This window comes from Novosphingobium sp. TK71, assembly GCF_055361505.1.
The window spans coordinates 106,938-125,939 of the sequence record NZ_JBSZKA010000001.1 but is presented as its reverse complement, the minus strand read 5'-3'; the positions used below and the strand labels follow the sequence as shown (position 1 = coordinate 125,939).

The following is a 19,002-nucleotide window of genomic DNA, read 5'->3' as shown; positions in this document are numbered from 1 at the left end:
AAATCGATTATTCGTGACGGTACTTATCGCTCCAGCTTAAATGGCCGCAAGGCCAGTCGATATCGACATGCCAGTTGTGATCCATTTCTCTCGTGAATTTCGAAACGTATTGGCCCTACTCGAAAGGTTCTTCGCCCTCCAGCTTGGTACGCAACATCATGCGGCCGCACGCAGGATCATAGGGTTCGGCCCTATGCATCGTGCCGCTATTATCCCAAATGACAAGGTCGCCCACCTTCCATTCATGACTATAGCTGAATGGCTCACTTGTTGCCCATTCCCGCAGGCCTACGATGATTTGCGCGCTCTCCTCGGCACTGACGTCTTTGACGTGATGAGCGGTACAACCCAGAACCAGCGATTTGCGGCCAGAACGGTGCGTCCAGACCAGAGGCAACTCCTTTTCACCAATCGACTGCATCAGTTTGAGTTTTGCGAGGCTCGGCTCGGGCTCATAATAAAAGAGCGAAGCCCAAGGCGCATGGATTACGCGCAGTTGCTCATACCGAGCCTTGTCTTCGTCGCTCAGATCTTCATACGCGGCATATGTGTTGCAGAAGCCGGTATTTCCGCCCCAACTCGCGGGAACCTTGCACGACAAAAGCGACGCAAGGATCGGCACATCGTTGCGGGTGCCATCGATATGCCAGTAGAGGGAGCCCTTGAGATATTCGGCCGCCGCCGGATTCTCTTTTGCATCCAGAGTGATCTTTGTGACGCCCTGGCCATCGCCACGTTCCGGCGCGAATGTGCCAAGTGTCCTTGTGAATGCGACCTGTTCCTCATCGGTGAAACCGATCTCAGGAAAGACCAGCACACCGCGAAGCTCGAGCAATTCACGAATATCACTCGCCAGTTCGCCGCCTAGCAATTCTTGCTTCGCGTTAAGGACATAACTGCCTATGTTCGGCTTGATGGCTTCGTGATTGATGCGGATTTGAGATTTTGTGAGCATGATCTCTCGTTCCTGTTCGCGAAGGGGTCGCTGACGTCCGTCGCCACGGTTGAGCATAGTTCCATGGAGATATGATGGAGACTTATCTCCAGCCCGCCTGGATCAGGTCAATCGAGGCGACCCTTGGCACCTCTGTTCCAAATTCAGTTCCGCGCCAGAGGTCCTTTTCGCTCACTTTCGGACGCCGGAAATTTCACCTGGAAGCTGGCTCCGGACCGATCCTGCCTGTTTTTAGCAGTGATGGCGCCCGCATGCGCTTCAACAAGACGCGCCGTAAGAGCAAGGCCAAGGCCAGTCCCGGGACACCCGGCACGTTTGATTGTCGATGCCGAACGCCAGAAAGGCTTGAAGATTCGCTCCTCATCGCCCGCCTCGATACCAGGGCCCTCATCCCGCACCGTCAACAGTGCTTCACCGTCGTGACTATCGACATCGACAAGAATACGACCACCGACCTGCGAGTGCTTCGCCGCGTTGGTAATGAGGTTCGTGATGATCTGGGTCAGGCGTACCGGGTCACCCATGACGTCCGTTGACGCGATATTCTCCACAATAGTGATGTCGTGCCGCTCGAACAGCGGCCTCAGATCAGAAATGACTTTTCGGGCGACATCGCCGAGATCGACAAGCTGAAGCGCCAGGGAAAGGCGTCCAAGATCGGCCTGTGCGAGCATGTCCAGGTCGTTGACGATTTCGAGGACATGATCAATCTGCCTGAGCAAACGCGCGGTTTCTCCGCTGTCCGGTTCGATAACACCATCCTCGATGCCATGGAGCCTGCCCTTGAGGATCGTGAGGGGCGTGCGCAGCTCATGGGATATGCCGGCGGTGAGCATAAGCTTTTCATTCGCCGTGTGGGGCTGAACGACTGGCTGCCTCGACGTGACGATCTGCAAGGGCATGGATGTCCCATCCTTCTGGTAATCTGAGCCGAAATGCGCAACCCTCGTCCGTGCGCCTTCCCGGGGCGAAAACGGGAACGGATAGATCACGGCTGTTTCCGCGCGCGGCGCCAAGCTGGCACGGAAAGCTCGCGAGGCGCGGAGAGTGAATGATGGATGCTTCATGTCGATCCCGTCGAGATTGGGTGTTCAATCAGGAGACGGCAGGCATGGCCCACCACCCTACCTCGTCTCATCGATTGATAAATTCCGTTCACCGCGCGGCCTTCTGGCAGCAGATGATCCCGCCAGGAACATATCTCCACCATATCTCCATCAAGCTGCGGCATGGAGGTTCCTGAGGTGAATGGAAAATGTCGAAAATACTGGTTGTCGAAGATGAACGTGAGATCGCCGACCTGCTGGTCGCCTATATCGAGCGGGCCGGCATGCAGGTCCTGCGCGCAGTCTCGGTCCCGGAAGCAATCATGATCCATAGCCAGAGCGCGCCGGATCTGGTGCTGCTGGATATCGGCCTTCCCGGGGGCGATGGCCTGGACGTCCTCGCTGCCGTGCGGCGTCGAACGGATACGCCGGTCATCATGGTGACGGCCGTCGACGACGATGTGTCCAAGCTGTCCTCGTTCCGGATAGGGGCTGACGACTATGTCGTGAAGCCTTTCAATCCTTCCGAGGTGATTGAACGCATTCGAGCGGTGCTGCGCCGGGCATCTGGCGCCCGCGAGCCCAAACGTATCACGATCGGGCCGCTCGTCATCGATCTCGAGTCCCGGCTCGCGAGTTGTGTTGAAGGCGAGGCCAGTGAGCAGCGGCTCAATCTCACACCAACCGAGTTCGAGATACTGGCGCATATGGCGCGCTACCCGCGCCGCGCGTTTACACGGGCGGAGCTTCTGGAAGCTGCCGCACCGGGCAGTGAAGCTTTCGACAGGGTCGTTGACAGCCACCTTTCCAAACTTCGGCAGAAACTTGCCGCAGTCGGCTGCAGAGACCTTATCGAGCCGGTCCGCGGCGTGGGCTATCGGTTGTGGTTGGAAGCGTGATGCGTAACTTCACCGATACGTGGCTTCTCTCCCTCTGCCTCTCCCCTCGCCTTTGGTGGGACGGTTACCGATGATGGGCGGGAAGAACATGACTGGCTCAACGGAGCGCAATGGAATGGCCGTCCCTGGCAAAGCGGCATCACCAGCCGATAGAAACCATAAGGCGGAAGGCCGCACGAGGGAGCGGGATATCTTCTTGGCGGGTTTCGCTCATGAGCTGCGCACACCGCTCACGATTTTGAAGGGTCGGCTTCATGGCCTCGAAGATGGCGTAATCAGGCCTGAGAGCGGAGAATGCCAGCGCTTGCTTGATCAGGTCGATGGGCTGCTGCGCATCGTCGACGAATTGGGCACATTTGCCCGAGCCCACGCCGGCGATCTCATTCTCGACTATCGCGTCGTTGATTTGCGCGAAGTTGTCCAGCGTGCAATCGACCGGATCGGCCATTCAGCCAGCTTCACGCAAACCGGCCTGCTTGAAGGAAATGCCCCAGCGCTTGTGCGCTGTGATCACCTTCGCTTGACCCAGGCGCTGGAGATACTCCTGCGCTTCGCGCAAAGCCATCTGACTGAAGGTCGATCCGTTGTCATTAAAGGAAGCTCCGGCGAAGATCCGGTCCTGACCCTCTGCTGCCCTGGATGGACTCTTACCGCAGCTGAGGCTGCGGACTTCTTCATTCCTTTTTTTCATTCCGAAGAACAAACCTACAAGCCAAATGGGATTGGGCCCGCGCTCGCCTCCGCACTCATTGAAGCGCACGGAGGAAGTGTCACATGCTGTCGGCTCAAGGATCAAGACGGCATCGCTTTCGAGATAGACATTCCCTTCTCTGTCGATGTCATGTGCTAGATCAAGTTTAGATCCGGCTGCTGGGTCTGGGCTGCTCTGCCTCATTGGTTTGGAGCGTTTTCCAATCAACATGTGCTTGGAAAATGCCCAAGGCAGTCGTGCAGCGGCGGCCATCGTTCCAATTGTATTCGTGCCGATGCTCGGCAGAGCTTACGGATTGACGATGTCGCAAGTCCGCACCCTGGATGGCGCGGCGAGGAAACGTTAGATTTCCAGACCCAGTGTCACTGAAATGGTACGCGGTGCCCCAGGATAGTTGGTGGTGCGCGTGACCGGCTGCTCGATGTAATAGCGATCGGTCAGATTGCGAACCATCAGGCTGATGCGATAATGATCGGCGAACTTGTAGCCCGCAGTCAAATCAAAGCGAGTGAAGCCTGGTACCGAGTAACTATTGGCGAGATCGCCTGAGCGTTTGCCAATCTGTGTCAGCCCACCGCCGAGCATCAGCCCCTCCAGTAGGCCGTTCTGAAAACGGTAAGTGGTCCACACATTGGCGCTGAAGCGAGGAACGCCCCGCAGATTGTTACCGACAGGTATCACGGTATCGCGCGTCACTTCGGCATCGAGATATCCCGCACCGGCGATAACCTGCCAGCCGGGAAGAATTTCTCCGCTAAGATCGAATTCGGCTCCGCGTACACGCTGTTGTCCCGTTACAACGACGTAACCGTTGTTGACAAGGTCCGCGGAACTGACATTGTTTTTCACGATCTCGAATACAGCCGCCGACGCAATGATCTTGCCGCCTTCCGGTGTCCATTTTACACCGGCTTCATATTGCCGACCAGTCTCGGTGGGAGCAGCGCCACCGCCAAAGACAGTTGCGGCGCGCGGACGAAAGGACGTCGACCAGTTCGCATAAAGAGCCAGCGACCGATCGGGATGCCATACCAGGCCCAGTCTGGGAGAAGCCCGGCGACCGTTTTCGACTGTACGGATGCCATTATCCGTTGTTGTTTGATCGACATCGTCCCAGCGCAGACCGGCTACAATATTCAGAGTTTCGCCCAGCTTGATTTGATCCTGCAGATACGGCGCCATGAACTTCGCATCGACACTAACCGCACGTGCGAAAGCAAATGGCCCTGGCAGCGCTCCCTGGATTGGATCCGCAATGCTGATCCGCGCGAGCGTTGCCCGGTCCTCCATTGTGTCGCGATGCGCATCGACATACTCGAATCCGGCCAAGACCAGATGGCGTACAGGGCCGGTGCGAAAACGCAAAAGGGCCTCGGTCTGGCTGGTTGTCGCCTCAACGCGCTGGTTTTGCCTCACGCCGCGACGCAGAAGATAAAGACCATCGGCCGAGATGCCGGTGAAGTCTGCAAAGTTCCGGCCGCTATCCCCGGCCTGACGCGACACGATCTGGCGCAATGTGAGCCAGTCTGCAACATCTTGCTCGATGCGCGCACGGATAGTATGTGAGCGCCCCTCATTCTCGGACCAAGGCTCGCCAAAGCTTCGCGACGCCGGTCCGGGAACTGTATCACCGACTACAACAAGGCCGCGATCGCCCGGGCTCTTCTGGTAAGTGTATTCGTAATCGATGTCCGCGCGCGTCGAACTTGATGGTCGCCATGCGATTGTGGGAGCAAAGAAAATCCTTTCGCCGTCGGCTTGAAAATCGCGGAAACTTCCGGTCTGCTGAGCGGCTACGCTGACGCGCGCGGACAGAGTGTCGCTCACCGGGCCGGTCACTGACATCTGTCCGCGGCGCAGGCCATAGTCGTTCGCCTGCACCGAGGCTTCAAGTCCGAAGGTCGTGGACGGACGACGGGTAACGATGTTGATGGTTCCTCCGGGTTCGCCTCTTCCATACAGGACAGACGCGGGCCCTTTGAGCACTTCAACTTGCGCTACATTGGCCAGATCACGAATGGTCTCGGTGAAATTTTGCGCGGGCGACAGCAATATTCCATCGATCGCGTACGAAGAAAGCTCGAACCCACGGATAACGAATTGTTCGGATCGGTTGCCTTGCGTGCCTCCTTGCTGAACATTCGAGACGTTCGCAACCGCATCGCCAAGGCGGGTAACCTGCTGCTCGTCGAGTACTGCACGAGGCACTACCTGAATGGCTTGCGGTATATCCTCGATCGCAGTCTGAGTTCGGGTAGCGCCAGCAGCTTGTTCCGGGCGGAAGCTATGACGCTTGCCGGTAACCAGGATCTCATCAAGTAGGGTCCCTTCTTGAGCGACCGCCGGGGCCGCAGCCAGCAACGCAGCCGCAGACGCTCGGAACAACAAAAATTTCACTTATGGATCCCCTATCGAATGGTGGCCGGCTTCCCTTTTCGACGGGCAGATCGTTACGGCGTCGCTTACTCTCCTCCGGCAGCGTTAAGAGATAATAGGACGCAGTATCAAGTTTCACCTGCTATCTGCTTCGTGATATTTGATTGCTGAATGTGCCCGGACCATTGCGAAAGCGGAGCGGTCCCCGATCTCCCTAAGGACCGATATCGAGAAATATGCTGAAATGGATTTACCTGAACAAAATTTGGCCGAAAGGTCGCGGCTATATGGGTAATTCCGGTGACGCATCCATCCCGCCATGAAGCAATAGTCGGGAAATTTTTAATTCCAGGCAGTCCAGATGACGGTGTCGGATCGGTCATCCGCGAGAGTGATGTGACGATTGACAGGCTGCCGGAAAACTCGATGTCCAAGGGCCGACAGCAGTCCGATTTTAGTTCTGAGGGAAAGACCGTCCTCGAACCACGAGAAGTTTCCAGAAGGCGAAGGCCATGATTGTCCGATCTTAGGCCTGGCGTTCATCAGCACCATATAAATTAAATATCAAAACTGGATGGTTTAGATTTCCCGTAGCGCGTGATATTATCTGGGCCGGATCGCCAATCCGGCCCGCTCGACGAAGTATGGTGTCAGAAATGAAAAGCGAATTCCACGCCATAGCTGCGGGGGGGCGAAAGATAGAGGCCCCTTCCCGTCGCGCTCTGGTAGAAGCCGGTGGTCCCGTAATATTCGTCAGTCAGGTTCTTGCCATAGATGGATACCGTCATGACCTTGTCCGGTGTGGTATAGCGGATACTGGCGTCAAGCAGTTTATATGGATCAAAGATCGCATAATTAGGTACACCCAGCGGTTGGCGCCCCGTATAGCTGTAGGACGCGTTGAACATCAGCTCGCCCAGTTGCCCAACCTGCGTACGATAGTTACCTGTCACTGACCAGGTCCACTTCGGCGCGCGCACCAGCATCAGGTTCTTCGCCAGCGCCGGATCGGGAATGCCGTCGCCGGTCAGGTCGAGCCCATTAAAGGCATCATAGGAAGCATTGATATAGCCCACATTGCCGCTTAGCGTCAGGCCGCGGACTGGGATCACCGTCCCCTCGAACTCCGCGCCCCAGATCGTTGCACTGGCCGCGTTCAGCACCGTGGAAATGCCCGAGGTGTCAAGTACCGTCTCCTGCAGGTCCTTGAACTTGTTGTAATAGGCGGTGAGGTTCGTACGTAGGCGTCGGTCGAACCAGTCGCGCTTCACACCTGCCTCGAATGCTGTAACCCGCTCCGGCATATACGGCCCCGGCGAAGCGGCAGCGTTGTAATTGCGAACATTGAAACCGCCACTGCGGTAGGCGCGCGAAGCGCTGCCGAAGACCATCGTGGAAACGTCGGGCTTCCAGCTGAGGCCCAGTTTCGGGCTAAAATCTGTCGCGTCGGTACTGCCATGGAAATTATGCACGCAGCTGATGTTTGGCAGGACGGTAGGATCGCACGCCCCGCGCGCCACTCGTCCTGTCATGCCTGCGCCGATGTCCGCGGTCTTTCTGTCATAACTGACGCGCGCACCGGCTGTGACCGCCAATGTAGGGGCGAAGCGCCATTCGACCTGCCCGAACCCCGCATATGTCCGCTCGCTTAGTTCGCCATCGGCGATGTTGGATGCGGCCGGATTGCTCGGCGAGAGAACGAGGCTTTGGGACCGGAAGGTCTGGCCGAAGAGGTAAACGCCCAGCGTGTAGTCAAGACTGTCGTTCAACGTCGTGCCAGCATAGCGCAGCTCCTGACTGAGCTGCTCCTGCTTGAAGCGGAAATAATATTCCTGAATGGCGTAAGAGGTGGCGTCCTGGTCCAGTACGCTGTCCACCTTGATGTTGCGATAGCCGGTGACGGAAGTCAGCTCGCCATTTCCAACCCTTCGCTTAATCTCCAGCGTGGCGTTAGCGATGCGCTGGTTGGTAAAGGACGGTGTATTCTGGTCGAGAGTGAGCGGGTCCGATGGTGGGATATAGCCCCTACCACCCGCACTGACCGGACGCTGAAGGCCGATGGCGGGGTCGGTCTCAACGAGGCGCACGGTCGCGCCGCCTCCGTTGTCATGGGTATACTCGCCGATCAAGGACACGGTGGTTTCCGCATCTGGCTCCCATTTGAATGAGGGGCGGATCGTCCACGCATCCCTCGTGTCCACGCGGCGACCGGGGATGGCGCGGTTCTTGAAAAAGCCGTCGAGATGCTTGTAGGAGACCGATACCCGGCCTGCCAGGGAACTGGTGATGGCATCCTCCACGGCAACGGAAATTTCCTGCCGCCCGCCTGAACCGATGTTGCTTAGCACGTCTAGCCCGAACTCGCCCTTGGGCCGGCGCGTAGTGATGACAACGGCACCGCCGGTCACGTTACGGCCGAACAGAGTGCCCTGCGGACCGCGCAGGATCTCGATCGACTCAAGATCGAAGTTGTCCACCGCCCCACCGATAATCGAAGCGAGATAGACGCCGTCAATGGCGACGCCGACGGTCGGCTCGTCGGACGCTATGCTGGAGTTGATGCCCATGCCGCGAATTGAAAAGTTGACGACACCGGGTATGGTGCCGACAGTCTGGAACCGCACGCCAGGCGTGACGAGCCCGAAATCCGTGATGTCCCGCGCAAAGGTTGTTTCGATCTGCTCACGATTGAAAGCAGTAACGGCGATCGGGACGCGCTGCAGCGATTCCGCTCGGGCCTTTTTGGTGCCGGTAACGACAATCTCGGCAAGCCCGGTGTCGTCTGTTCGGTCTGGCGCCGCCTCCTGCGCGAATGCGGCGTTCGCGGTCAACAACGACAGCAGCGATGCGGAAGCAAGTATTAGTCTGGATTCAATCATGAAAGGGCCCCTAACATTGTTTGTTGTGCCGCAGGTTGGCTCCGCGCGGTCATAACTTGTTGCTTTTGATCCAGGCGCTGATCGCGTCTGCGACCTGGGCCGGTTCCTCCTGAAACAGAACGTGCCCGGCTCCCTTGACCACCCGCACGCTAACCTGGGGGCCGAGAGCGTCGCGCAACTCATTGCGGGATGTGGCTGGTCGATAAGCATCGAACTCGCCTTGAAGATCGAGGATTGGTACGCTGGGAGGGTAAGGCGGCGGAGCCCAGGGACCTGTCGTCAACCCATGTTGAGCAAGGTGCGCCTCACGATACCACCCGCTGCGCCACACATCGACCGGCCGGCCAGGCGCGAACATCTGGTGGCGCAAGATCTCGTCACGCTGATCAGCAGGAAAATTGGGGTCGGAAAGGTTTATGGAGCCGAGCAGAAGCGAGCGTGGATAAGATTTGGAGCCTGCCCCCACAATCACGAACGCCTTTATCATGTCTGGATGCATCACACCCAACTGGCGCCCCACGAAACCACCAAAGGCGTGGGCAACAATGACAGCAGGCCCCCGATTTTCGTGCGTGATCACGCTAGCTACATCAGCGGCGAGCAACGAAAGCGAGAGATGATCGAGCGCCCCGATCGAACCGCCCACGCCGCGCGGCTGCGGCGCGACGACACGCATCCCCTGGCTGGCGAGACGCATCGCTACTTCCTGGAAATCCTCGGCACCACGCCCCATGGAGGGCAACAGGATAACCAGCGGACCAGCCATGCCCCACGTCTTGACCTCTATGAGGGTCTCTGGCGTCCGTAGCAGGTAGATTTCAGAGGTTGTCGCGCTGACGGGCGCTGCGGCGGGCTGCGCTTCCACAGAAGAACAAGACAGGCCGGCGCAGCAGAAACTTGCGATCGTCAGACGCAGCAATGCCCATCTGGGTGGCCGGTGATACGTGGGATCAGGATGACTCACAGTGGCAAACCCCCGACATGCTCGATTGTCAACAATCAACCATTGATCTGCAGGCTTGGCAAGGGAAAAATGGATGATGCTCGATTGTTGACAATAACCGGCGTCGCCTTACACTCTGGCGCATCTTCATTCATCTTCGAAGGCTATCCTGTGAAATCAGCCCGACTCCATCTGGCGACCGCAAGCCTCGCCCTCGCCGTCCTCTACCATCACCCAGCCAGGGCCGATGCCGCAAACGGCGTGAAAGTGCCTCCAGTCGATAGCGAACTCTCGCCCGCCTACGATCGACTGGTGATCGCCAATGTTATGCTGATCGATGGAAGCGGTGCGCCGATGCAGGGGCCTGTCGATGTGACGATCTCCGGCGCGAAAATCGCTTCCATAACCAACGCGCATGGAAAGCCCGCTGCCGCTGCCGCGCCGACACAACCCGGCATGCGGCTTATCGACGGTACAGGCAAGTTCATGATGCCGGGCCTGATCGACGCTCACACGCATTTCCGAGGCATGCCAAAGGAATATGTCTATCGCTTGTTTCTTGCCAATGGTGTCACCAGCATACGCAATCTCGACGGATCGCTAACCGATGCCGGCAAAGATGTCCCCGAAGCGATCATGACTGAAAAGCACGCGATTGAGGCGGGGCGGGAGATTGCGCCGCGCTTGAAGGTCTATCCCTTTCTGCCGCCCGACATCCAGGATGCAAACCAGGTGCCTTCCCTGGTCAAGCGTTGGCACGCCATGGGGGTCGACGGGATCAAACTCGTCTACGCCCAGGCAGAGTATCCAGAAATGGTTGCTGCTCTCGGCAAGGAGACGCAACGCTACGGTATGGGTCTGGCAGTTCATATAACCGAGACCGCGACGCCGGCGATCAACGCGCTCACTGTCGCGCGGGACGGGGCGAGCAGCATCGAGCATCATTATGGCTATGCTGAAACCGCGCTGGTAGACGATCTGACGATTCCGCGCCTTCCCTCTGGCTATAATTACGGCGACGAACGGGCTCGTTTTCGCGAGACTCTGGGCATCTGGCAGCAGGCGGACATTGCGAGGCTGAAAGAGAAGACCCTTCCCGAACTGGTGACCGAAAGCGTCAAGGGGCGCTTCACCATGGTGCCCACGATGGTAGTCTATGAGAAGCAGCGCGATTATACCCGCGCCTCCAACGTGCCCTGGCTGGCAGCCTACGCGCTGCCCAGCGCCCTCAAGCTTTGGAGCACCCCGGACCCCACGCGTCACGGCGCCATCTTCGACAAATGGACCAGCAATGACGAGGCATCGGCAGCGATTTCGTATCGCCGCTGGATGGAGTTCATTCGCAGCTATGTCGCGGCGGGCGGTCATCTGGCAGTTGGAGCCGATTCCGGTGGTCCTTTCCAGGTCTTCGGGTTCCAGACAATCCGCGAGATGGAATTGCTGTTGGAGGCCGGGTTAACACCGCTGGAGGTCGTGCGGGCAGCAACGCAGGAAGGGGCTCGCGCTATACAGCAACCGAACACCGGGACGATTCGCCCTGGATATGCAGCCGATTTCCTGCTGGTGGACGAGAATCCACTGGAGAATTTCAAGGTGCTGATGCCGCGTGCCACGGCAAGGGCCGACAAAGACGGTGCGCCGCGCCATAGCGCCATCCGCTACGTCGCGGTGAATGGCCGGCTCGTCGATCCAGAACAAATGCTGCGTGACGTTGAAGCCATCGTCCAGCAGGACCGCGCGGGGGAACTGCACTATAATCTCTGGTAAGGTCGACCGACAACGATTGTCGAATGTTGACAATCTTCGTCCCATCGCCCAGTGGTTCTGCGTGCGCTCAAATGGAGTGCGCTCATCGATAATAACGTGGAACCACGGAGATCCTGCAGACATATGGTGTTAGCCACGCGCCTCCCCAAACAGACTTTCGGCACGCGCATCGCCGTCGAATTGCGCAAGGCAATACTTGAGGGAGACATAGAACCGGGAGCGCCCATAGTAGAATCAGCGCTAGCTGAACAGTTCGGTGTCAGTCGTGGCCCATTGCGCGAAGCGATTCGGCAGCTGGTCGATGAGGGATTGCTGGTGCAGGTGCCCTTCACCGGTACCCGTGTCATCGACCTGTCCGTCCAGGATGTACGCGAAATCTACTCAATGCGCACCGTATTGGAGACCTTTGCGTTTGAATTGATCTGGGATCGGCGCGATGATGCGTTCCGTAGCGAGATATTGAAGCGGCAGAATCTTTTGAACGAGGCAATAGACGGCGGAGATGAGATGGCCAGCATCCTGGCCGAGTTGCACCTGCACTCTCTTGTCTTTGAGGCTAGCGACCATGCGTTGCTTCAACAGATATGGAGCGGACTGCGCGGACGTCTGCAGCTTTACTGGGCGGCTAACCATCGCGCGCATGGCCGTCGCGGTCCCAAGCGGGAGGCGCACGATTCCTATATCTTGGTGGCCTGCGGGGACAGTATCGTGGCGCTGAAGGATGAGATCCTGGACCATATGCAGCGTGGCAGCAAGGCAACACAAAGCTATCTCGCGGCGGCTCTGGCTAAGGCGAACTGAACCCACCCGGCGGACTCGCGCGGCTATACCTGCGATAGTTCGACGGACCGCCGTGCCGCGGCCTGCATTGCTCTATCGACTAATATGTCAATGCCGCCGTCCGCGAATGTCGCCAGCGCCGCCGCGGTGGTTCCACCCGGGCTGGTTACATTCTCGCGCAGGTCCGACAGCGAGAGACTCCCCTGCGAACACAGCGCCCCAGCGCCCGCCAGCGTCGCCCCGGCCATCTGCATCGCAAGCTCCAGCGGCAGACCGAGGGCAGCTCCGCTACGCGCCATCGCCTCGGCCAGGCGGAAGAAATAAGCTGGGCCGCTGCCCGACAGGGCCGTGACCGCATCGAAGAGCGGGTCGCCATCGAGCCAGAAGCATCGTCCAGCAGGCGCGAACAACGTGTCGATCGTGGTGCGCAGGGCGTTCGTCGTCGCTTGGTCGCTCGCGAACAGCAGCGCCCCCTGTCCCACCAGCGCCGGAAGGTTGGGCATGAGGCGGATCAGCGGGCGATCGTCACCCGCGCTGGCACGCATGTCCGCCAGCATCACGCCTGCCGCGATGGACAAGATGAAAGCATCGGCAGGCAGATGGGCCCGCGCCTGACGGATAGTCTCGCGAACCATGGCAGGCTTGGTGGCCACGACCATGCCCATGATGCCCGGCACATGCGCGGCTTCGGCCAAGCTCTGCAGGCGGACGGCACCCGCTATGTCGGCTATCGCCGGGTCGACATAATGGACCCGCACGTCGCCTACCATCGCCGCGATGAGCGCACCGCCCATGCGGCCGGCGCCGACGAAGATTATGGCGGGCTTGGTTGTGGTCATGTTGATCCCATCATCTTAGCGGCGAGTTCGCGTGCCTCGGCAGGGCTGTGCGCAAACTGTCGCGCATAATCCTCAAATAGCGAAAGACTGACGCCTTCAGCTTCATAGGCAGCGAAGCGTGCGCTCAGCCAGCGCGACCATGCACCGTCCGCCTCCCTCCGGATACCGGCGCTGGTGGAGACGGGGTGCACGGGCTCAGGCAGGACGAGCCTGCCGAGACCGATCTTGGCATGTTGGGACACGAGCGCGGGGAAGTAGAAGACCACGGCATCGGCCCGCCCCGCGGCGAAGGCAGAGATCGCTTCCTCTATGGCAGTGAAGCGCAGTATCTGGGCGCGGGGCGCCATGGCGGCGGCGAAGCCATCCCCCGCCGTGCCCATCGCCACCGCGATCCGCATAGCCGGATTATCAAAGCGTGACCAATGCTGGAAGCCGCTGCCCGCCACGATAGCGCCCATGGCATAGTGGAACAGCGGCACATTCGGGAAATCTACCGCGTTGCGCCGTTGCGGCGTGGGGTCGAGGATGGGCAGCACATCATATTGATTGGCCTGAAGCCCGGCGACCGCCTGGCTCCAACTCGTTTCCACCGGCACGAAACGCGCCTCGAGGTCCACAGCCAGCCTACGGCCGACTTCGACGCCGATGCCCTGCCACTCGCCGGAAATAGGGTCGAGTTCGAACCAGGGCGCGCCATTGGCCAGCCCTACGCGCAGGATGCCGCTGCTGCGGATCTGCGCCAGCGTCGAGGCATAACGGGGCATGCAGCCCGCAACGCCGGTCAACGCTGTGGCGGCCGCCCCGGCCAGGAACCGCCTTCTTCCGATGGAAGTCGCTGGTACGGTCACAGCGATTGCATGTAGATGTCGCGCAGCGCTGCCGAGACCGGACCCATGCCGATTTCCTTGCCGATAGTCCGGCCATCGATCCTGCTGACCGGCATCAGGCTGGCGAGCGTGCCGGTGACAAAGGCTTCGTCCGCCGAATAGACCTCGGCCAGCGTGAAATCCTTTTCCTGCACCACAATACCGTTCTTCTCAGCCAGTGCGATAATTTTGGACCGGGTGATGCCCTTGAAGTTGAAGCGGCCGGTGGAGGTCCACAGTTCCCCCTTGCGCACGATGAAGAAATTGGTGGAGTTGCAACTTGCGACGAAGCCGCTTGGGTCGAGCATCAGCGCCTCGTCCGCGCCCGCGGCGATCGCCTGTATCAACGCCTGAATGAAGTTCAGGCGACTGTGGGTGTTGAGGTGGAGGTTGAAGATGTCGGGCGGGCTGCACCGGAAGGTGGATGTGAACAGCGCGATTCCTTTTTCCAGCACCTCCGACCGGGGCTGTTTGTATTCGGGTACGATGATGATGGTCGCGCCCCCCACGACGAACCGCGGATCCTGATTCGGCGTAGCCTTCCGGCCGCGAGAAACCATCAGGCGAATGTGCACGCCGTCGGTCATATCATTCGCGGCCAAGGTGGCCATGATCGCCGCGACCATTGCCGCCGGGGTCATACCGATGTCGATCATCAGCGCATTCGCACCCTCGAACAGGCGGGTCATATGATCGTCGATCGCGATGATGCGGCCATTGACCAGGCGCAGGCCTTCCCAAACTCCGTCGCCCAGGACGAAGCCGCTGTCGAAGATGGAGACCGTTGCCTCGGAGCGCGGCACGAAGGCACCATTTAGATAGACCTTCACCGCATCGTTGCGCGGATCGGCCTGATAGCCCTGTGCACTCCGCTCGCTATCGGCCAGTGTCAGCAATGTCATTCTCCAGTCCTTAAAATTTGAATTCGGTGAAGCGTTCGAGGAAAGCCTGTGTCCTCGGCAATTTGGGTGATTTAAGAATCTCCTCAGGGGTGCCCTGCTCATGGATACGGCCATCGGCGATGAAGAGGATTCGGGTGGCGAAATGATAGGCAAAGCCCAGCTCATGCGTGACGAGCAGCATGGTGCGCTTTTCCTCTGCCAGTCCCCGGATGACGGTGAGAACCTCAGATACCAGTTCGGGGTCGAGCGCCGAGGTTGGCTCGTCGAACAGCATGATCTCGGGTTTCATGGCCAATGCCCGCGCAATCGCCACGCGCTGCTGCTGGCCGCCGGAGAGACGCGCGGGATAGTTATGTGCCTTACCCTCCATGCCGACCTTCTCCAGTTCGGCCATAGCTAAAGAGTCGGCCTCGCTGCGCGTCAGTCCGTGCACGCGTACCAGCGCCTCCGCCACGTTGCGGACGACGGTCATGTGCGGAAACAGATTGAACTGCTGAAACACCATCCCGACGCGCTGGCGCAACTGAAGCAGGTCGCGCCTGGAGACGGGATGCGCATAGGGCACGCCATCCACCACTACGCGCCCTGCGCTAGGCGTCTCCATATGATTGATGCAGCGTAGGAAGGTACTCTTGCCTGAACCGCTGCCGCCGATGATCGCGATGCGTTCGCCCGCCTGCACATCGAGGTCGATACCCTTGATGACCTCCAGCGCACCGAAGGATTTATGCAGGCCCGCGACCCGCAGGTGCGGCATGGCCCCGGCGGCTATTGTGTTATCCATAGCGCGCTACCTTTCGTTCGAGGTGGGCTGACAGCATCGTGCCCGGCGTGATGACGGCCAGATAGATCAGGGCGACAGCGGTGAAGGTTTCGAGCGGGCGGTAATAAACGGCGTTCAGCAACCGTCCTTGATACATCAGCTCATGGACGGACAGCACCGAGGCAAGTGAGGTGACCTTGGCCAGTTCTACGGCACGGTTTGTGATCGCCGGGATCATCCGCATGACAGCACTGGGCAGAACGATCGCACGGAAAACGACAGATGGCTTCATCCCCAGCGCGGCACCTGCCTCTGTCAGGCCGCGAGGAACATTGGCGATACCGGTCCGGAATATCTCCGAGCTATAGGCCGCCGTATTGAGGCCAAGTCCTAGAACCGCTGCCGCAAACGCTGATACATGGATGCCCGCAACGATCGGAAAGACATAATAAAACCATATGAGCTGGACGAGGACTGGCGTGTCTCGAAAGACTTCGAACAGGAAGTCCAGTGTCAGCCGGACCGGAACCGACCGGGTCAATCGGCCCAAGGCCAACAGCAGGCCCAAGCCGAAGCCGAGGACAGCGCACACCAGCCAAAGGAGAAGCGTGGCGCCCAATCCGCGCCACAGGACAGGCCAGACGTCCATCATGAAGGACAGTGAAGAGAGGTGCGCGTCGTTCATGCCGCACTCCTCATCACCCGCCGCTCCCACATCCGCGCCAGCTGACTGAGCATGAAGAGAACCACGAAGTAGATCAGAGCGACGCAGGTGAAGACCTCCAGCGGGCGAAAGGTCTGTGCGTTGAGCTGCATCGCATTGTACAGAAGGTCGCCATAGGCCAGCGTAGCCGCCAGCGCCGTCGTTTTGATGAGTTCGAAGGAGCGCTCGACGAAGGGCGCGATCATCCGGCGCATCGCCTGTGGGAGGATGACGTGGCAGAGCAAGGCCATATCCCGCATGCCCAGCCCTCGGGCCGCTTCCCATTGCCCCCTGGGCACGGCCGCAACGCCGCCCCGGAAAACCTCTGCGTAGAAAGCGCCAGACTGCGTGCTTAGCGCCAGCCATGCTGCGACAAAGGGATCAAGCCTGACAGAGCTGATCAGCGGGAGTGCATAGAAGAACCAGAAGAAATGTACGATTGGCGGTGTATTGCGATAAAATTCGATCACCAGTCGGGCCATTGCGCCGAGGGGACCCCCACGCATTCGGGCGGTCGCCAGCACCCCGCCCGTTACGATTCCACATGCGATGGAACAGGCTGCAAGCACTGCCGTGCCGCCGAGCCCCCGGAGCAACAGCCCCATCCCTGCAAAAACGGGATCGAAATCCCAATCGTACGTCATTTCCAGCTCTTCATGGTTCTGTGGCGCTGCCCGGACGCAAGAGGAAAACGATCGGAAGAAACGGCGAAACACCCTCCAAGCCCGTCAATTTCCTCGATGATTGATTGTTGACAATCGAGCATAATTCCTCTGAGGGTGCAAGTGCTTTCTCATGACCATTCATAAATCTCGCTCACTGCAGCCGGCACGAACCGGACTTGCCACCACTTTGATCAGCCGCGCTCGTTGGGCGCGGACGGAGTATCGTGAAGTCCTTATTGTGGCTTTTGCAAGCGCCATAGGAGTCGCAGCCGGGGCGTGCGTCGTGCTCATGACGGTTTTGTCACATTTGCTGACGACCAGTGCTGGCACGATCAGCCTCCACTATTCTCATGGCAAGGATATGTTCTTCTTTGCGGGGCCAGTCATTGGCGCAATAGCCATTCTGGCCCTTAGCCCCTATGTCCGACGCAGACCGATGGTTGACCCGTTGGAAGCCAATGCGTTGCATGGTGGGAAAATGTCATGGCGTGACGCTGGGGTAATTGCGGCTCAGACCATATTATCCAATGGGACCGGCGCCTCGGTCGGGCTGGAGGCAGCCTACGCTCAATGCGGCGCAACCTTTGGTTCGAAATGCGCGACTGCCCTTCGACTGCGACGGTCGGACATCCGCATATTGGTCGCAAGCGGGACCGCCGCAGCCATCTCGGCTGCGTTCGGGGCCCCCATAGCGGGCATGTTCTATGCCTGTGAACTGGTCCTTGGCGCTTACTCGGTACCCATTGCCGGAGCGGTTCTCAGCGCATCCATCAGCGGGGCGATCACTGCCCGTCTGATGGGAATGGAAGCCTATCGTATCCTCCCCCCGGTCGAACGCATGGACGACCTTATCGAATATGGCGCAGCGGTCGGTATGGCACTTGTCTGTAGCATAGCGGCGATTGCGCTTATGTGGCTGGTGGTGAAAGCTGAAGCACTTGCCGTACTGCACGTACGCGCAAGTCACCGGCTATTGTGCGGCGGCGTAGCGCTCGGCTTCCTTATCGCCTTAACGCCCACCGCCATGGGGTCTGGTCATGAGGCTCTCCACGCCCTATTTGTCACGGTCCCGGCTTCATGGATCGTGATGTCGCTGTTGGCGGCCAAGGTACTGGCCTCCACTATCACGCTAGCGACCGGATTTCGCGGGGGCCTGTTTTTCGCGTCACTCTACCTCGGCGCCCTCACGGGAGCGGCAATCTGGGCAGCCTGCGCGCCTTTTGGCCCGATAGACCCAACATTCCTGATGCTGATCGGGATGGCGGGCTTCGCCAGCGGTGTCCTGGGCACCCCGCTTGCCATTGCCTTTCTGGTGCTCGAGGCAACCGGCACGTTCAGCCTGATCGGCCCGGTGCTTGTCGTCTCAGCCGCCTCCAACGTCATCGTCCGCCAGTTTTTCGGTTTCAGCTATTCGACATGGCGCCTGCATCTGCGCGGTGAAGCCATCGACAGTGCGATGGACATCGGGTGGCAAAGGGAAATACACGCCGGAGACCTCATGCTTGTCGAGCCGCGCTCCACGTTCGCTGATATCTCCATCGCGGATTTTCGGGCGCGTCACCCGCTAGGCTCCAGCGTGAATACCATCGTGCTGACCGATGTCTACGGTTACTACAAGGGCCTGGTATATGTGCCTGTAGCTCACGAAACGCGCCATGACCAAGAGGCTGCCTCACGTACTATCGGAGAAATTGCAACACAGGCCGAATACCGGATCGACCGTCATGCCTCCATTCTGGAAGCGATGCGGCTGTTCCGCCAGTTCGGGCTGGAGACCATCGCCGTCACCGACAGTGCCACGGGGAAGCTGGCGGGGCTTTTGCGGGAAGCATCTGTAGTCCGGCGCTATGCCGCAGAGGTCGAACGCGCGCTTGCCCATTGACCGGTGGGCAGACCCTTCTGGCGCC

Annotated in this window: 16 protein-coding genes and 1 pseudogene; 5 read left to right on the top strand and 12 right to left on the bottom strand. The window is 59.3% G+C overall.

Annotation, left to right across the window (positions count from 1 at the left end; all coding sequences use genetic code 11):
• Positions 1-115 precede the first annotated feature (115 nt).
• Both ACXJ16_RS16905 and ACXJ16_RS16900 read right to left on the bottom strand, forming a co-directional pair.
• Positions 116-955 carry a TauD/TfdA dioxygenase family protein gene (locus tag ACXJ16_RS16905; protein WP_463922698.1) on the bottom strand — a complete coding sequence of 280 codons (840 nt, stop codon included), beginning with the start codon at positions 953-955 and terminating at the stop codon, positions 116-118.
• A 143-nt stretch (positions 956-1,098) separates the two neighbouring features.
• The gene (locus ACXJ16_RS16900; protein WP_463922697.1) at positions 1,099-1,947 is read right to left on the bottom strand and encodes a sensor histidine kinase; all 849 of its coding nucleotides are present in this window, start codon (positions 1,945-1,947) and stop codon (positions 1,099-1,101) included.
• 263 nt (positions 1,948-2,210) lie between these two features.
• Here ACXJ16_RS16900 and ACXJ16_RS16895 point away from each other — a divergent pair, with 263 nt between their 5' ends.
• A complete protein-coding gene (locus tag ACXJ16_RS16895) occupies positions 2,211-2,900 on the top strand; it encodes a response regulator (RefSeq protein ID WP_463922695.1) in 690 nt (229 codons plus the stop codon).
• 70 nt (positions 2,901-2,970) lie between these two features.
• Positions 2,971-3,216 (top strand): annotated as a pseudogene (locus tag ACXJ16_RS16890) (histidine kinase dimerization/phospho-acceptor domain-containing protein); the annotation flags it as partial.
• Positions 3,217-3,348: 132 nt separating this feature from the next.
• On the opposite strand, the gene ACXJ16_RS16885 reads toward ACXJ16_RS16890, so the two are convergent.
• The 4 genes from ACXJ16_RS16885 to ACXJ16_RS16870 form a co-directional block, all read right to left on the bottom strand.
• Positions 3,349-3,864: a hypothetical protein gene (locus tag ACXJ16_RS16885; protein WP_463923322.1), complete on the bottom strand. Its 516-nt coding sequence runs from the start codon at positions 3,862-3,864 to the stop codon at positions 3,349-3,351.
• A gap of 90 nt (positions 3,865-3,954) precedes the next feature.
• A complete protein-coding gene (locus ACXJ16_RS16880) occupies positions 3,955-6,009 on the bottom strand; it encodes a TonB-dependent siderophore receptor (RefSeq protein ID WP_463922694.1) in 2,055 nt (684 codons plus the stop codon).
• Between the two features lie 629 nt (positions 6,010-6,638).
• A complete protein-coding gene (locus tag ACXJ16_RS16875) occupies positions 6,639-8,867 on the bottom strand; it encodes a TonB-dependent receptor (protein WP_463922693.1) in 2,229 nt (742 codons plus the stop codon).
• A gap of 49 nt (positions 8,868-8,916) precedes the next feature.
• A complete protein-coding gene (locus ACXJ16_RS16870; protein ID WP_463922692.1) occupies positions 8,917-9,786 on the bottom strand; it encodes an alpha/beta fold hydrolase in 870 nt (289 codons plus the stop codon).
• A 36-nt stretch (positions 9,787-9,822) separates the two neighbouring features.
• Here ACXJ16_RS16870 and ACXJ16_RS16865 point away from each other — a divergent pair, with 36 nt between their 5' ends.
• Both ACXJ16_RS16865 and ACXJ16_RS16860 read left to right on the top strand, forming a co-directional pair.
• Entirely contained in the window at positions 9,823-11,577 is a 1,755-nt protein-coding gene (locus ACXJ16_RS16865) for an amidohydrolase family protein (protein ID WP_463922691.1), read from the top strand.
• Between the two features lie 123 nt (positions 11,578-11,700).
• Entirely contained in the window at positions 11,701-12,378 is a 678-nt protein-coding gene (locus ACXJ16_RS16860) for a GntR family transcriptional regulator (protein ID WP_463922690.1), read from the top strand.
• 23 nt (positions 12,379-12,401) lie between these two features.
• On the opposite strand, the gene ACXJ16_RS16855 is transcribed toward ACXJ16_RS16860, so the two are convergent.
• The 6 genes from ACXJ16_RS16855 to ACXJ16_RS16830 form a co-directional block, all read right to left on the bottom strand.
• Positions 12,402-13,196, bottom strand: coding sequence for a pyrroline-5-carboxylate reductase family protein (locus tag ACXJ16_RS16855; RefSeq protein WP_463922689.1), 795 nt, complete (start codon positions 13,194-13,196; stop codon positions 12,402-12,404).
• Positions 13,193-13,960, bottom strand: coding sequence for a transporter substrate-binding domain-containing protein (locus ACXJ16_RS16850; RefSeq protein ID WP_463922688.1), 768 nt, complete (start codon positions 13,958-13,960; stop codon positions 13,193-13,195). The genes ACXJ16_RS16855 and ACXJ16_RS16850 overlap by 4 nt, the downstream gene beginning before the upstream one ends.
• 80 nt (positions 13,961-14,040) lie before the next feature.
• Positions 14,041-14,964, bottom strand: coding sequence for an aminotransferase class IV (locus tag ACXJ16_RS16845; protein ID WP_463922687.1), 924 nt, complete (start codon positions 14,962-14,964; stop codon positions 14,041-14,043).
• Between the two features lie 10 nt (positions 14,965-14,974).
• Positions 14,975-15,748, bottom strand: a complete 774-nt coding sequence (locus ACXJ16_RS16840; protein ID WP_463922686.1) for an amino acid ABC transporter ATP-binding protein — start codon at positions 15,746-15,748, stop codon at positions 14,975-14,977.
• Positions 15,741-16,412 (bottom strand): amino acid ABC transporter permease, encoded by a 672-nt coding sequence (locus tag ACXJ16_RS16835; protein WP_463922685.1) that lies wholly within the window; start codon positions 16,410-16,412, stop codon positions 15,741-15,743. Before ACXJ16_RS16835 ends, ACXJ16_RS16840 begins: the two co-directional genes overlap by 8 nt.
• Positions 16,409-17,074, bottom strand: coding sequence for an amino acid ABC transporter permease (locus ACXJ16_RS16830; RefSeq protein WP_463922684.1), 666 nt, complete (start codon positions 17,072-17,074; stop codon positions 16,409-16,411). Before ACXJ16_RS16830 ends, ACXJ16_RS16835 begins: the two co-directional genes overlap by 4 nt.
• 151 nt (positions 17,075-17,225) lie before the next feature.
• On the opposite strand from ACXJ16_RS16830, the gene ACXJ16_RS16825 reads away from it, so the two are divergent.
• Entirely contained in the window at positions 17,226-18,977 is a 1,752-nt protein-coding gene (locus tag ACXJ16_RS16825; protein ID WP_463922683.1) for a chloride channel protein, read from the top strand.
• Positions 18,978-19,002: the final 25 nt, after the last annotated feature.